We start from the raw sequence: 14,625 nt of genomic DNA, 5'->3' as shown, positions 1-14,625 counted from the left end.
AAACCCTAAACCCTAAACCCTACCCATGATCCGTTGCCTTGCTGTTGATGATGAATCTTACGCTTCAGATATTATTGCTGCCTTTATCAATAAAACCCCTTTTTTAGAATTGATAGGCACCACTACCAATGCTTTTGAAGCGCTTAACATGGTGCAGGAGGGTAAGGTAGACCTCGTATTTCTGGATATCCAGATGCCTGAACTTACCGGAATCCAGTTTTTGAAGATTTGTGGAGGAAAATGTAAAGTAATCCTCACCACGGCTTATCCCGAGTATGCTTTAGAAGGTTTCGATCTGGATGTGGTAGATTATCTGCTAAAACCGATTTCTTACGAACGTTTTTACAAAGCAGCAACCAAAGCGCAACAGATTTTGGCACCAGTTGCCCCTGTTCAGCAGGAGGTGGTTGTACAGCAGGTTGCGCAGGGGAATGACTTTATTTTTATTAAAGGTGATACCAAGAATAAATTTATCAAGGTTAATTATGATGATATCTTATATGTAGAAGGATTGAAAAACTATGTTTCGGTTTATACGGCTACGCAAAGGATCATTACGTATCAATCACTGCGCGAGCTCGAAACAGAACTTCCACAGCCACCGTTTTACCGCATCCACAAATCGTATATCATCTCGCTCGAAAAAATTAAAATGATTGATGGCAATACAGTTTTTATTAACGATCAGGCAATCCCGATAGGCGAAACTTATAAGGAAGAGTTTTTTAAAGTGGTAAGGGAAGGGAAGAAAAATGGTTAACTGTATAAATCGGTTAATTGGTTAACTGAGCATAGTTGGCTAGCCATTGCTTTATTGCTCGATTGTTTTTATTGTTGGAGTTCACTAGTCAGTTAACCAGTTTAAACAATTAACCGATTAAACCATTCTTGGCAATTTGCATTTAACAATATAGCCATCCAACAATTGAGCAGTCTAATAGGTCGTTTTCACAGAGCAGTTAACCAGTTTAAACAATTAACCAGTTAACCAATCACAGTGTGCATAAAATCCCCAAAATATTTCTCCTGATTTTTTTAAGTTTGCTGCGTAAAGATTAAAATCAAAAAATGGCCGTACAAGAAACCAATTCGCTCAATCAGGTTGCAGAATTTCACACTACCTTTAAACATCCTATTCTCGAAAACCCTGTTATTCCTTCAAAACAAAGGGCTAATCTCCGTATTTCGCTTTTGGCGGAAGAGTTGAAAGAATTACAGGAAGCAGTAGAAAACAATGATCTGGTTGAAGTGGCCGATGCCCTTTGCGATCTGCAGTATGTTTTGGCTGGTGCCATACACGAATTTGGTTTAGGGGCAAAATTTAAAACCCTGTTTGATGAAGTTCACCGCTCTAACATGAGCAAGGCCTGCAAAACAGTTGAAGAAGCCGAAAAAACCATCCAGTTTTATTTAGATAAGGATCAAACCGAATCTTATTATAAAGAAATCGACGGATTGTTCCTTGTTTTCAGAAAATCAGACGATAAAACCTTAAAATCGATCAATTATTCGCCTGCTGATTTAAAATCACACTTAGTTTAAGTTCAATTGAAAAGGCTAAAACAGTTAGTAACCGACCTGAAATTAACTCAGGATGCCCTCGATGCAGCTTTAATGCGGGAGTTTATTTTTTACTCGCCCAAAATGCCTTTACGCTTGCATCAGGAACAGCTTATTGCCGCTTCAAAACAGTTTAGTCTGCAGGTTTTTGATACTTATTTTACCAATGCCGAAGTTACCATCAACTGTTTCAGTTGGGGCAATGGCAAGCGGAAAATATTGCTTACACATGGTTGGGCTTCAAAAGCACTGGATTTTTATGAACTGATCGTAGAATTACAGAAAATCGACGACCTCGAGATTATTGCTTTTGATGCACCCGGAAACGGAAGTTCTATATCCGAATTTTCGAACCTGATGTTATATGCCGATTCGGTAAAAGCCATTGCACAAAACTATGCCCAGCCTGATGTACTTATCGGGCATTCGCTTGGAGGCATGGCCAATGTAATTGCTTTGCAGGAACTGGGTTTATCTCCGCAACACCTGATCAGTATTGCACCATTAATCCGTTTAAAAGAAAACTTTGAGCAAAGCCTCGATTCGGTAAATATCGGAGCCAAAGATCAGGATATCTTTTTTGCCAATTTTGAAAAAGAATTTCCGGTACCGGCCAGTTATTTTAACCTTACCGAACTTTATCGGTTAAGTACGGATACAAAGCACTTTCTGGCCTTCGATCCCGAAGATCATATCTCACCGTATCCATTTCTAAAAGAATTTCTGGATAAAAGCCCTGCAATAAATGCAAAATCATTCGAAGGTGTAGGGCATTACAAAATCCTAAAATCGGTTGAGGTGATTGAGGATATTGTGCAAAAGATTTCTACGTTTTAATACCATCAATTCGTCATCTCGACTGTAGCATAGCGAAATGCCCGCCTGCTTCGGGCAGGGAGAGATCTAACTCGAGATAGATCTCTCGACTACGCTGCGCTCCGCTCGAGATGACGGCATGGGGCGAGTGATCCAATGGAGATGATGACGACTTTCTGTGCTAATCCGCGCCTCTGTGGCTTTACTAAACTAACTCCATTAAAAGAGTTGTCAACTTTCCGGCCTATTCGCTATTAAAGTTGACAACTCTAATTCAAATCCATAACAGTGCATAACAGTTAAAGCCGCTGTAAATTCTATTTTAGGGCAACCAAATATTATAAATAGAACATGCAGGCAATTCTAGGTGTTATCTTTCATTTCTTCGGTGGTTTTGCCTCCGGAAGTTTCTATATCCCGTATAAAAAAGTTAAAGGTTGGGCCTGGGAAAGTTATTGGATTGTTGGGGGGCTTTTCTCCTGGCTAATCGTTCCACCGCTTGCTGCGTTTTTAACCATACCAAATTTTACGGCAATCATCAGCAGCACCAATGGAAGTATTTTGTGGCTTACCTATTTCTTCGGTATTCTTTGGGGTATTGGTGGTTTAACCTATGGTTTGGGAGTCCGCTACCTTGGCGTATCATTGGGTAGCAGCATCATTTTGGGGCTCTGCATGGTTTTGGGTTCCATCTTACCATCCATTTACTTCGATTTTTTTCCGCAGACAGGTAAAGATACTTTTAGCATGTTTTTACATACCGATTGGGGCCGAATGGTACTCCTCGGACTTTTAGTCTGCGTTTTGGGCATCATAATCTGCGGTAAAGCAGGTATGATGAAAGAAAAGGAAATGAAATCTGCTGTTACCGATCCGCATGGTTTGGAGATAAAAACAGAATACAAATTCGGACTGGGGTTATTTGTCGGCATTGTTTCAGGTGTTTTAAGTGCCTGTTTCAACTTTGGTATCGAAGCCGGAAAACCCATGGCTGATGCTGCAAATGCCATCTGGAAAGTTGCTAACCCTGCTGAAAACGGTAATTTTCTGTTCCAGAACAATGTTACCTATATCATTGTGCTTTGGGGCGGTTTAACCACCAATTTTATCTGGTGCATGGTACTTAACGCCCGTAATAAAACATTTGGCGATTATACCAATGCAAAAACACCATTGTTAAAAAACTATATTTTTTCAGCACTGGCGGGTACCACATGGTTTTTACAGTTCTTTTTCTACGGTATGGGCGAAAGCAAAATGGGCAATGGGGCCAGTTCGTGGATCCTGCACATGGCTTTTATTATCCTTATTGCCAATGTATGGGGCCTGATACTAAAAGAGTGGAAAGGTGTATCCAAAAAAACATTGCTTACCGTTTTGGTCGGCATTTTAACCATCATCATTTCAGTACTCATCGTAGGGTACGGAAATTCAATAAAAGTTTAATCAATAAAAAATTAAAATAGAATATAACAATGTCGATCGATACAAAAAATTATAAGCATGTAAGCTACCTGTGGAATGAGGAAGAGGCCGCAAAGCTGGCTGGTGATGAAGTAGCCCTTTTAATTTACCGTTCTAATTTATTGGGCGCCGATTTACGCCTTACCAATTACGGCGGGGGAAATACCTCCTGTAAATTATTGGAAAAAGATCCGCTTACCGGTTTAGAAACCGAGGTAATGTGGGTGAAAGGATCGGGTGGCGATTTGGGAACACTAAAGAAAAGTGGCCTCGCTGCACTATATGTAGAGCGTTTGCGCAGTCTGAAAAATATTTACCGCGGTGTGGAGCATGAAGATGAAATGGTTGAACTGTTTAACCACTGCATTTTTGATTTAAGTTCTAAAGCGCCTTCAATCGATACGCCTTTACACGGTTTTTTGCCATTTAAACATATTGATCACTTACATCCCGATGCAGCGATTGCTATTGCTGCGGCAAAAGATGGTAAACGTATTACCCACGAATTGTTTGGTGGTACCATTGGCTGGGTAGAGTGGAAAAAACCCGGTTTTGAGTTGGGCCTGCAGTTAAAACAGTGTTTAGATGAAAATCCGGGTATCCGTGGCATTATGCTGGGCTCGCACGGTTTGTTTACCTGGGGCGATACCGCTTACGAAAGTTACCTGAATACTTTGGAGGTAATCGAAATCTGCTCGGATTACCTGAACCAGAATTATGGTAAAAAAGGTCCGGTTTTTGGCGGACAGAAAATTGAAAGCGCTGTGGCAGACCAGCGTAAAAAACAAGCAGCTGCAATAGCACCTGTTTTACGAGGTTTGTGTTCTTCTAAACAGCACATGATCGGTCATTTTACCGATGATAACCGTGTATTGGAGTTTATCAATTCGAATGATCTAGACCGGTTAGCCCCAATGGGAACGAGCTGTCCGGACCACTTTTTAAGAACAAAGATCAGTCCGCTGGTTTTAAGTTTAGATAGCGATGCAGATTTATCAGATGTTAAAGCTTTAAAAGAGACTTTAACTCCTGCTTTCGAAGCTTACCGGGCAATGTATACCGATTATTACGAAAGCTGCAAACATCCAAATAGCCCGGCCATACGTGATACCAATCCTGTGGTGATTTTATATCCGGGCATCGGCATGTTTACTTTCTCAAAAGATAAACAAACGGCAAGGGTTGCGGCAGAATTCTATATCAATGCCATTAACGTAATGAAGGGTGCCGAGGCGGTTTCAGAATATACTTCGTTACCACATCAGGAAGCGTTCAATATCGAATATTGGTTGCTGGAAGAAGCAAAGTTACAGCGCATGCCAAAACCTAAACCATTAACAGGTAAAATTGCACTGATTACGGGAAGTGCCGGAGGTATTGGTAAAGCGATTGCCAAAAAGTTTGTTGCCGAAGGTGGTGTAGTGATCCTGAACGATATGAATGCCGAGCGTTTGGAAAGCGCCGGAGCAGAATTTGCTGTCCAGTTTGGTAAAGATTCTTACAGTACCGCTATTTTGGATGTAACGAGCCAAACTGATATCAATAATGCATTCGATTCGGCTGCACTGGCTTTTGGTGGGGTTGATATTATTGTAAACAATGCTGGTTTATCCATTTCGAAAACCATTGCCGATCATACCGAGAAAGATTGGGACCTGCTGTACGATGTATTGGTGAAAGGTCAGTTTTTTATTACCCAGGCTGCAACAAATACGATGCAAAAGCAGGATATTGGAGGCGATATCATTAATATTGTAAGTAAGAATGCCCTGGTAAGCGGACCGAACAATGCCGGTTACGGCAGTGCAAAAGCGGCACAATTACATTTGAGCAGGCTAAATGCTGCCGAACTTGGAGCCGATAATATCCGTGTAAACGTAGTTAATCCAGATGCCGTAATCAGTGATAGTAATATCTGGGCAGGCGGTTGGGCTGAAGGTCGTGCAAAAGCATACGGAATTACCGTTGCCGAATTGCCTGCATATTATGCAAAACGTACTTTATTGAACCAGATTATATTACCTGATGATATTGCCAATGCCTGTTTTGCCTTTGTTGGCGGACTGTTGCATAAATCAACGGGAAACGTTTTAAATGTTGATGGCGGTGTAGCTATGGCATTTGTAAGATAAGAATAAGACAAGTGGTCTGTGGGGACACAGACCACGGCGAAAAATAATAATAAATAAGTTTCCTCGGTCTGTGTCCTCACAGACCGAAAATGACTTTAATTTTTATATCGTCCTCGTTTGCAACGGGGATGAATGAGAACGGCGATTGTATCGCCACAACAATAACCTAACAAAAACCAAATATCCCTATGAATATCGGGCAGAACCATATAGAAAAGCATAACGACTCCCTTTTAACCTCACATCAGCGCAAATTGGCCTTTTTAAAAGAAGATTGGGCACACGTTGATCTCGAAAGCGTCATCCAGAAACTGGTCGATTTTCAGATTGCCATTCCAAGCTGGGCATTGGGTACAGGCGGAACGCGCTTTGGCCGTTTTGCCATTACAGGTGGAGAACCGCGCACCATTGAAGAAAAAATAGAAGATGTTGGCCTATTACATGCACTTAATGGCTCAAGTGGTGCCATTTCATTGCATATTCCATGGGATATTCCCCAAAATGCTGAAGCCTTAAAAGCTTTGGCTGCTGATTATGGTTTAAAGTTCGACGCCATGAATTCCAATACTTTTCAGGATCAGGCGGGTTCGGCATACAGCTATAAATTCGGTTCATTGCAAAATGTAAATAAGGATATCCGTAAACAGGCCATTGAGCATAATATCGAAGTAATTAAACACGGCATTGCGCTAGGATCTGATGCTTTAACCGTTTGGCTTGCCGATGGCTCCTGTTTCCCCGGACAGCTTAATTTCCGTAAGGCTTTTGAGAATACTTTAGAAAGTTTGCACGAAATTTATGCTGCATTGCCCGAAGATTGGAAGATTTTTGTGGAGTACAAAGCTTTCGAACCTAATTTCTATTCTACTACTGTTGGCGATTGGGGCCAATCATTATTATACGCCAGCAAACTGGGTAAAAAGGCTTATACTTTGGTTGATTTGGGTCATCATTTACCAAATGCCAACATTGAGCATATTGTTTCCCTACTGTTAATGGAAGGAAAATTGGGTGGCTTCCATTTTAACGATTCTAAATATGGCGACGATGATTTAACTGCCGGAAGTATCAAACCTTACCAGTTGTTCCTGATTTTTAACGAACTGGTAGAAGGAATGGACGCAAAAGGTATGAACCATGCAAAAGATTTAGGTTGGATGATCGATGCTTCACACAATGTGAAAGATCCTTTGGAAGATTTATTACAATCTGTTGAGGCCATTATGATTGCTTATGCCCAGGCGCTTTTGGTTGATCGGAAAGCATTAACCGAGGCCCAGGATAATAACGACGTAGCCAAAGCCCAGGAAATTTTACAGCATACTTTCCGTAGCGATTTAAGGGCATTGGTGGCCGAAGCCAGATTAAGGGCCGGTGCAGCTTTATCGCCGATTACCTTATACCGTGGTTTAGATGTAAGAAATAATTTAGTCGATCACCGCGGAAATACTGTTGCAACAGGTTTATAAATAGGAGATTAAAAATGCCAAAACCTGTTATTGCCATATTTGATGTTGGGAAAACAAATAAAAAACTGTTCCTTATCGACGACAACTACCAGATTGTTTACGAACGTTCTGCACGTTTTGTTGAAACCGTTGATGAAGATGGCGAAGTTTGCGAGAACCTCGAAAGTTTACGCTCGTCTGTTTACGATTCCCTGCATCAGGTATTGCAGTTAAAAGAATTCGATGTTAAAGCCATTAATTTTTCTACCTATGGTGCGAGTTTTGTGTACCTGGACGAAAGCGGTGAGCCATTAACACCACTTTACAATTATTTAAAGGATTATCCCGAGGTACTTAAAAAAGCCTTTTATGCCGAATATGGGGGAGAGGAAAAGATTTCATTAGAAACTGCATCTCCAATTTTGGGCAGTTTAAATTCGGGCATGCAACTGTACCGTTTAAAACACGAAAAACCTGCTGTTTTCAACAAAGTGAAATGGGCTTTACACCTACCGCAATATTTAAGTTATTTAATTACCGGTAAAGCGGTGGCCGATATTACCAGTATAGGTTGCCATACCCAGCTTTGGGATTTCGGTAAAAACCACTATCACCATTGGGTTTCAGCAGAGAAAATTGAGGAAAAATTTGGCGGATTTACCCCTGCCGATTCGAGCCTGGTAACCGATTTTGAAGGTAAAACTTTAAATGTTGGTGTTGGATTGCACGATAGTTCTGCCGCATTAATTCCGTATCTCGCCAATTTTAATACACCTTTTGTACTTATCTCCACCGGAACGTGGTGCATCAGTTTAAATCCTTTTAACCAGCAGCCTTTAACTGCAGGCGAGCTGAAACAGGATTGCCTGTGTTACATGCACTATAAGGGAAAAGCAGTTAAAGCCTCGCGCATTTTTGCCGGTTACGAACATGAAGTGCAGCTTAAACGTATTGCCGAACATTTCGACCGGGCGGCTTATCTGTTTAAACACCTCAAATTTAATCCTTCAATGATCCTGAAACTGGCGAATAAGATACCTGAAAACCAAAAGGAACAAGAGGGATTTTCGGCAAATTCTGCTTTCCCACACCGTGATCTGAATCTTTTTCAGACTGCGGAGGAAGCCTACCACCAATTAATTTTCGATCTGATTAAACAACAGGTTTATTCGTTAAAACTGATTTTAAATGCGGGTGTAAGAAGAATTTTTGTTGATGGCGGCTTTGGTAAAAATGCCATTTACATGCATCTTTTGGCTACTTCCGTTCCCGATATCGAGGTTTATGCTTCTTCCGTTTCGCAGGCTACGGCCATAGGCACTGCTTTGGCCATAAACGATGCCTGGAATGAAAACCCTGCACCAACGGATATGATCCAGTTAAAATATTATTCTGCCATTCAGCGTAGCCTTGATTTTTAAGAATTTCGCTATATTAGAAATCCTTACACCAATGTAACCGTTTTGAAACCAGAAGATTTAATCCCTTACATCATCGTCGACGAATATTCATCGACGCCGAAATACAAGCAGTTAACCAATGCTATTCTGGCCGCTATAGAGAGTGGTAAGTTGCTTAAAAACAGTTTGCTGCCCTCAATAAACGAATTGAGTTTTAGTTTGGAAATGTCGAGGGATACTGCTGAAAAAGGTTACCGCAATCTCCGGAAATTAGGTGTTGTGGATTCTGTTCCCGGCAAGGGCTATTTTATTGTAAATACCGATTTTTCCAGGAAATTAAAGGTTTGTTTGCTTTTTAATAAGCTCAGTACCCATAAAAAGATCATTTACGATTCTTTTACCAAAACCCTGGGAGAACGTGCTGCGATTGATTTTTACATCTATAACAACGATTTTGCCCTCTTCAAGAAAATGATTGTGGCCAAACGCGATGATTATTCGCACTTTGTGATCATTCCGCATTTTTTGGAAGGAGGCGAAAATGCCCACGAAATTATCAATACCATCCCTAAAGAAAAACTGGTTATTTTGGATAAACTCCTGCCGGGGATAACTGGTGATTATGCTGCGGCCTACGAAAATTTTGCCCAGGATATTTATGCAGCTTTGGAACAGGCTTTAGATCGGCTTTCCCACTACCGTACACTTAAAATCATCTTTCCAAAAAACAGCTATTTCCCCCACGAAATCTTGACCGGATTTTACCGTTTCTGCCAGCAATACGCTTTCGATCATAAAGTGATCCACAATATTAAAGACGAAGAAATCAGCCCCGGAGAGGTTTACATTAATCTAATGGAAGACGATCTGGTGATGTTGATTGAACGTTTGATAGCCCAAAAACTGAAGATCGGAGAAGATGTTGGCGTAATTTCTTACAACGAAACCCCTTTAAAAAGGATTATTTTGGATGGAATTACCACCATTTCTACTGATTTTGGCAAACTTGGAGAACAGGCAGCCGAATTTATTCTTACCGGAAAAACAGAGAAAATAGAAGTTCCGTTTTATTTGAATTTGAGGAAATCCTTGTGAAGTGAGCACGTGATTTCGAGGAATGGTTTATTGCATAAAATTCGATTATTAACAAAGAAGTTTCCGCATCTAACTATCCTATTTTACCGTCATTTCGAGCGGAGCGCAGCGTAGTCGAGAAATCTACCTCGAGATAGATCTCTCCCTGCCCGAAGCGGGCGGGCATTTCACTGCGTTCCAGTCGAGATGACGAATTTTTTTATTGAAGTTGCTAAATTTGGAAACTTTTCCTATCTTTGAAATAAAAGGCGTTGCAATATTTTCAAACAAAATTTTTAGAAGAAGCAAATAAATTCATTGCCGAATTGGATGCTAAATCTGCTAGAAAGGTATTTTATAATATTGACCTCGCCGAACAAACAAATGATCCCAAACTTTTCAAAAAATTACAGCACGACATCTGGGAATTTCGGACTAAATATGCAGGGCTTCAGATCAGGCTTTTAGCTTTTTGGGATAAGATTGATGGCAGGGAGACTTTGGTTATTGCAACACACGGCTTTATCAAAAAGGTAGATAAAGTACCCAAAAACGAAATTGAAAGAGCCATTAGTTTAAGGTCGAGGTATTTTGAAAATAAATTAAAAAAATAAAAATGAAAGCTACGGAGGATAAAATTTATTCGCTTGCCGAGATGAAGGATAAATACATCGGGGAGGTTGGTACTATCGAAAGGGAAGAATACGAGTATGAACTGCGGATGGATGTTTTGGGAAGAATGATAAAAACGGCACGACAGGAGCGTAATTTGACCCAGGAACAGTTAGGACAACTTGTTGGTGTGCAAAAATCCCAGATTTCCAAATTGGAAAGCAGTACAAACAGTGCAACAATTGATACGATTTTAAAGGTATTTAAAGCATTAAAGGCTGATATTCATTTCAATGTTACGCTTGAAAAACAACATATTAAATTAGTTTAGTGCAAAAAAAAAGTTTTAATTATGTCGTCATCTCGACTGTAGCGTAGCGAAATGGAGAGATCTATGTAGACAGATTTCTCGACTGCGTTGTGAAACGCGAGCCGTCACCCTGAATTTATTTCAGGGTCTTTCTTACAGGAAAGATGCTGATCCCGAAGATTCGGGACAGCATGACGATTATGTATTTTGTTCATAAAAACCTAAAATGAGGTTTTAGCCAAAACCGAATAATGATTAATTTAGCATTCAGCTATTTTATTTAAATGAGTGAAGAGGTAACAGCACATCAGGTTTCAGATCAAAATCCGTACGATTATATTTTAAAGGATTTTAACCTGAAAAATCTTAGCCAGATCGTGATCCTCAAACATTTAAATGGATTGATCTACACTGATGTTAAAGGCTTTTACCATCTTTTTCCAGAGCAGTTAGAAATTGATTATGCCGCTTTTAGCGATGAAGCTTCCGGATTACCTTTTCCGATTGTTCAGGTTCAGCAGCATTCAAATTCCGTAAAACTTTCCTGCCGTTGTGCCACGCCTAAAAATAAACTCTGCGAACACCAGGCCAGGGTTTTGTACAATATTCTTCAGCGTCAGGATTTACTTATTTTTTTCGATAGCAACCTCCGTCAGCAGAAACTGGCTAAAATTGCATTGGATTATGGTCTGGAAAAGGAACAAAACCTCGACAATCTTTTTAATTTAAGGTTTGAAGATGGTCAGCTGGAGATAAAACCCAAAATGGATGCGCTGCAGCCTTTTAATAAAGAAGCCCAGCAACAATTAGAGAGCCTTTTATTGCCTGCGGTAAAACCCAGGGAAAAAGTGCAGGCAAAAAATATCCAGGGTAAGATGATTTTGGTATTGGGACAGCACCGCTACTACAATAATTTAACGGTAGAACTGTTCGAGGCCGAAACTACTAAAAGCGGAAAGGTTAAAAATCCGCTAAAGAGAATTAATCCATCAGATCTGCTTTTTAAAACTGATGATCATGAACTCTTAAAATTCTATAGCGGAATAGGTACTTTTCAGCAAAATTACAATAACGACCAAAGTGAAGCAGAGATAGAAGCTTTAAAAGCAGTTGTAAAAAATCCGCAACAGATACCTTTTTATCTACAGGATAGCAAACAATCTTCTGCAATCCAGGCATCAACCATCACAGCTGTAAATGTTCATTTATTGGAGGTAGATCTAAGGCTTTCGGTAAACCAGCGTGATGATTATTACGAAATTACCGGACGGTTGATTATAGAAGGGAAATCTTATGAGCTTGATAACATCGTATTGGTGCATCAATATTTTGTTAAACTTAAAGATCAGCTTTATTTAATCGGCAGACTTGATTTTTTACGGGTTATCGGTTTTTTCAAAAAACAAAGTAACCGTTTAATACTGCATAAAAGCAAATATCCTGAGTTTCAAAAGGCAATCCTGATACAATTGGAAGGCAGTATCCATGTAGATTATTCTTACTTAAAACCCGCAACCAAAAGCCAGATTGAAGAAAAAGGTTTCAACCTCGAAAACGAACAGTTGATCTACCTTTCCGAATCCGAAGATTATATCCTTCTTACTCCGGTGATGCGTTATGGCAATCTGGAGATTCCTGTTTTATCCAAAAAACAGATTCAGGCACAGGATAAACTGGGCAATTTATTTACCCTTCACCGTGATGAAAAAGCCGAAATGCAGTTTATCGGCAATGTTTTAAAGCAGCATCCTTATTTCTACGATCAGGAAACCAACGATTCGTATTACCTGCACCGTAAACGATTTATGGAAGAGGCATGGTTTCTTGAAGCATTTGAAGTTTGGCGCAACAAAGGCATCCATATTTTGGGTTTCAATCAGCTCAAAAACAATAAATTGAGCGAATTTCAGGCTAAAATCAATATTGAGGTATTAAGCGGTACCGATTGGTTCGAAACCAAGGTAAAGGTAAAATTTGGCAAACAACAGGTTGCGCTAAAACACCTGCACAAATCAATCCGCAACAAAAGCAAGTTTGTAACCCTCGATGATGGTACACAGGGTATTTTACCGATAGAATGGATTGAAAAGTTTACCACTTATTTTAATGCAGGTGAAATTACAGAAGAAGCCATTTTAACTCCAAAAATTAAATTTGCGACCATAAACGAGCTTTATGAGGATGCTTTATTGGATGGTGATGTAAAAAATGAACTCAAACTTTATAAACAGAAATTTGAAGGGACCGATGCTATTCAGGAAGTTGAAGTACCAAAAGGTTTAACCGCAACTTTGCGTCATTACCAAAAAGATGGTTTAAACTGGCTTAACTTTTTAGATGATTTTAACTTCGGTTCGTGCCTGGCCGATGATATGGGTTTGGGGAAAACCATTCAGGTTTTGGCCTTTATTTTATCGCAAAGGGAAAAAGTTAAACACAATACCAACCTGGTGGTTGTTCCGGCTTCGTTAATTTTCAACTGGAAAGCCGAAGTAGAGAAATTTGCACCATCGATAAAGGTAAAAACCATTTATGCTGGCGAACGCACCAAAACCACCGATAGTTTTGATGCTTACGAAATTATTTTAACCTCTTACGGAACGCTGCTTTCTGATATCCGATTCTTAAAAGATTATCGCTTTAACTATATCTTTTTAGACGAATCACAATTGATCAAAAATCCTGAATCGCAGCGTTACAAAGCCGTTCGGATGCTGCAATCGAGGAACAAAGTGGTGATGACGGGAACACCGATCGAAAATAATACTTTTGATCTGTACGGACAGCTATCTTTTGCGTGTCCGGGGCTTTTCGGCAGCAAACAACAGTTTGCCGATTTATATTCAACCCCGATCGATCAGTTTAAGGACAGCCGAAGGGCGGAAGAACTGCAGCAGAAAATCAGACCTTTTATCCTCCGCAGGACCAAAGAGCAGGTGGCAAAAGAACTTCCTGATAAAACAGAAATTGTGCTGTATTGCGAAATGGGAGAGGAGCAACGCGAAGTGTACGAAGCCAATAAAAAGGAAATACAGGATTTTATTTTGGGAAAACAGGAAGATGAACTGCCTAAAAGCTCCATGCATGTTTTGAAGAGCATCACCACTTTAAGGCAGATCTGTAATTCTGCAGCCTTATTAGCTGATGGAAAATCGTACCTGCAGGCCTCATCAAAAATTGATGTGTTGATGGAGCAGATAGAAAGCAAAGCCGGAAAACATAAAATCCTGGTTTTTTCTCAATTTGTAACCATGCTCGATCTGATTAAAAAACAGTTGGAAAACCGCGGGATCAGATATGAATACCTCACCGGCCAAACCCGGAAAAGAGCTGAGGCTGTTGCTTCATTTCAGGAGAATGCCGATATCCCTATTTTCCTGATCAGTTTAAAAGCAGGTGGAACGGGACTGAACTTAACCGAAGCTGATTATGTGTACCTGGTAGATCCATGGTGGAACCCAGCGGTAGAAAACCAGGCAATAGACCGTGCATACAGGATCGGTCAGCACAAAAATGTGATGGCAGTACGATTAATCTGTCCTGATACCATTGAAGAAAAAATTATGAAATTACAGGCCACCAAAAAAGACCTCGTTAAAGATCTCATTCAAACCGATGGGAGTTTGTTTAAACATTTAACGAAAAAAGAGTTGTTGGGATTGTTGAGTTGACACGATGACGTCATTGCGAGGAGGTACGAACCAAGGCACTCATTAACTATTATAAAAGGCTCGTCATCTCGACTGGAACGCAGTGGAATGGAGAGATTTATCGCAACAGATCTCTCGACTGCGTTGCACTCCGCTCGA

The 14,625-nt window shown here is 40.2% G+C and carries 11 protein-coding genes; all 11 read left to right on the top strand.

Annotation, left to right across the window (positions count from 1 at the left end; all coding sequences use genetic code 11):
* Positions 1-25: 25 nt before the first annotated feature.
* The 11 genes from B2V92_RS10045 to B2V92_RS09995 all read left to right on the top strand — a co-directional run bounded on the left by B2V92_RS10045 (position 26) and on the right by B2V92_RS09995 (position 14,487).
* Positions 26-760 (top strand): LytR/AlgR family response regulator transcription factor, encoded by a 735-nt coding sequence (locus tag B2V92_RS10045; RefSeq protein ID WP_293307456.1) that lies wholly within the window; start codon positions 26-28, stop codon positions 758-760.
* Positions 761-1,068: 308 nt separating this feature from the next.
* Positions 1,069-1,542: a nucleoside triphosphate pyrophosphohydrolase family protein gene (locus B2V92_RS10040; RefSeq protein WP_293307454.1), complete on the top strand. Its 474-nt coding sequence runs from the start codon at positions 1,069-1,071 to the stop codon at positions 1,540-1,542.
* Positions 1,543-1,548: 6 nt separating this feature from the next.
* Entirely contained in the window at positions 1,549-2,397 is an 849-nt protein-coding gene (locus B2V92_RS10035) for an alpha/beta fold hydrolase (RefSeq protein WP_293307452.1), read from the top strand.
* A gap of 330 nt (positions 2,398-2,727) precedes the next feature.
* Positions 2,728-3,822: an L-rhamnose/proton symporter RhaT gene (gene rhaT / locus B2V92_RS10030; RefSeq protein WP_293307450.1), complete on the top strand. Its 1,095-nt coding sequence runs from the start codon at positions 2,728-2,730 to the stop codon at positions 3,820-3,822.
* A 29-nt stretch (positions 3,823-3,851) separates the two neighbouring features.
* Positions 3,852-5,972 (top strand): bifunctional aldolase/short-chain dehydrogenase, encoded by a 2,121-nt coding sequence (locus tag B2V92_RS10025; RefSeq protein WP_293307448.1) that lies wholly within the window; start codon positions 3,852-3,854, stop codon positions 5,970-5,972.
* 188 nt (positions 5,973-6,160) lie between these two features.
* Positions 6,161-7,441: a TIM barrel protein gene (locus B2V92_RS10020; protein WP_293307446.1), complete on the top strand. Its 1,281-nt coding sequence runs from the start codon at positions 6,161-6,163 to the stop codon at positions 7,439-7,441.
* 14 nt (positions 7,442-7,455) lie between these two features.
* The gene (locus tag B2V92_RS10015) at positions 7,456-8,841 is read left to right on the top strand and encodes an FGGY-family carbohydrate kinase (protein WP_293307444.1); all 1,386 of its coding nucleotides are present in this window, start codon (positions 7,456-7,458) and stop codon (positions 8,839-8,841) included.
* 42 nt (positions 8,842-8,883) lie between these two features.
* Positions 8,884-9,915: a GntR family transcriptional regulator gene (locus B2V92_RS10010; RefSeq protein ID WP_293307442.1), complete on the top strand. Its 1,032-nt coding sequence runs from the start codon at positions 8,884-8,886 to the stop codon at positions 9,913-9,915.
* Positions 9,916-10,166: 251 nt separating this feature from the next.
* On the top strand, positions 10,167-10,508 hold the full coding sequence (locus B2V92_RS10005) for a type II toxin-antitoxin system RelE/ParE family toxin (RefSeq protein WP_293307440.1): 342 nt from the start codon (positions 10,167-10,169) through the stop codon (positions 10,506-10,508).
* A 2-nt stretch (positions 10,509-10,510) separates the two neighbouring features.
* Positions 10,511-10,837 (top strand): helix-turn-helix domain-containing protein, encoded by a 327-nt coding sequence (locus B2V92_RS10000; RefSeq protein ID WP_293307438.1) that lies wholly within the window; start codon positions 10,511-10,513, stop codon positions 10,835-10,837.
* Between the two features lie 263 nt (positions 10,838-11,100).
* Positions 11,101-14,487 carry a DEAD/DEAH box helicase gene (locus B2V92_RS09995; protein ID WP_293307436.1) on the top strand — a complete coding sequence of 1,129 codons (3,387 nt, stop codon included), beginning with the start codon at positions 11,101-11,103 and terminating at the stop codon, positions 14,485-14,487.
* The last annotated feature ends 138 nt before the right edge of the window (positions 14,488-14,625 follow it).

The organism is Pedobacter sp. UBA5917 (assembly GCF_002432345.1).
Taxonomy (GTDB): Bacteria; Bacteroidota; Bacteroidia; order Sphingobacteriales; family Sphingobacteriaceae; genus Pedobacter.
The sequence above is the reverse complement of the archived record's forward strand: the minus strand, read 5'-3'. Positions and strand labels throughout refer to the sequence as shown.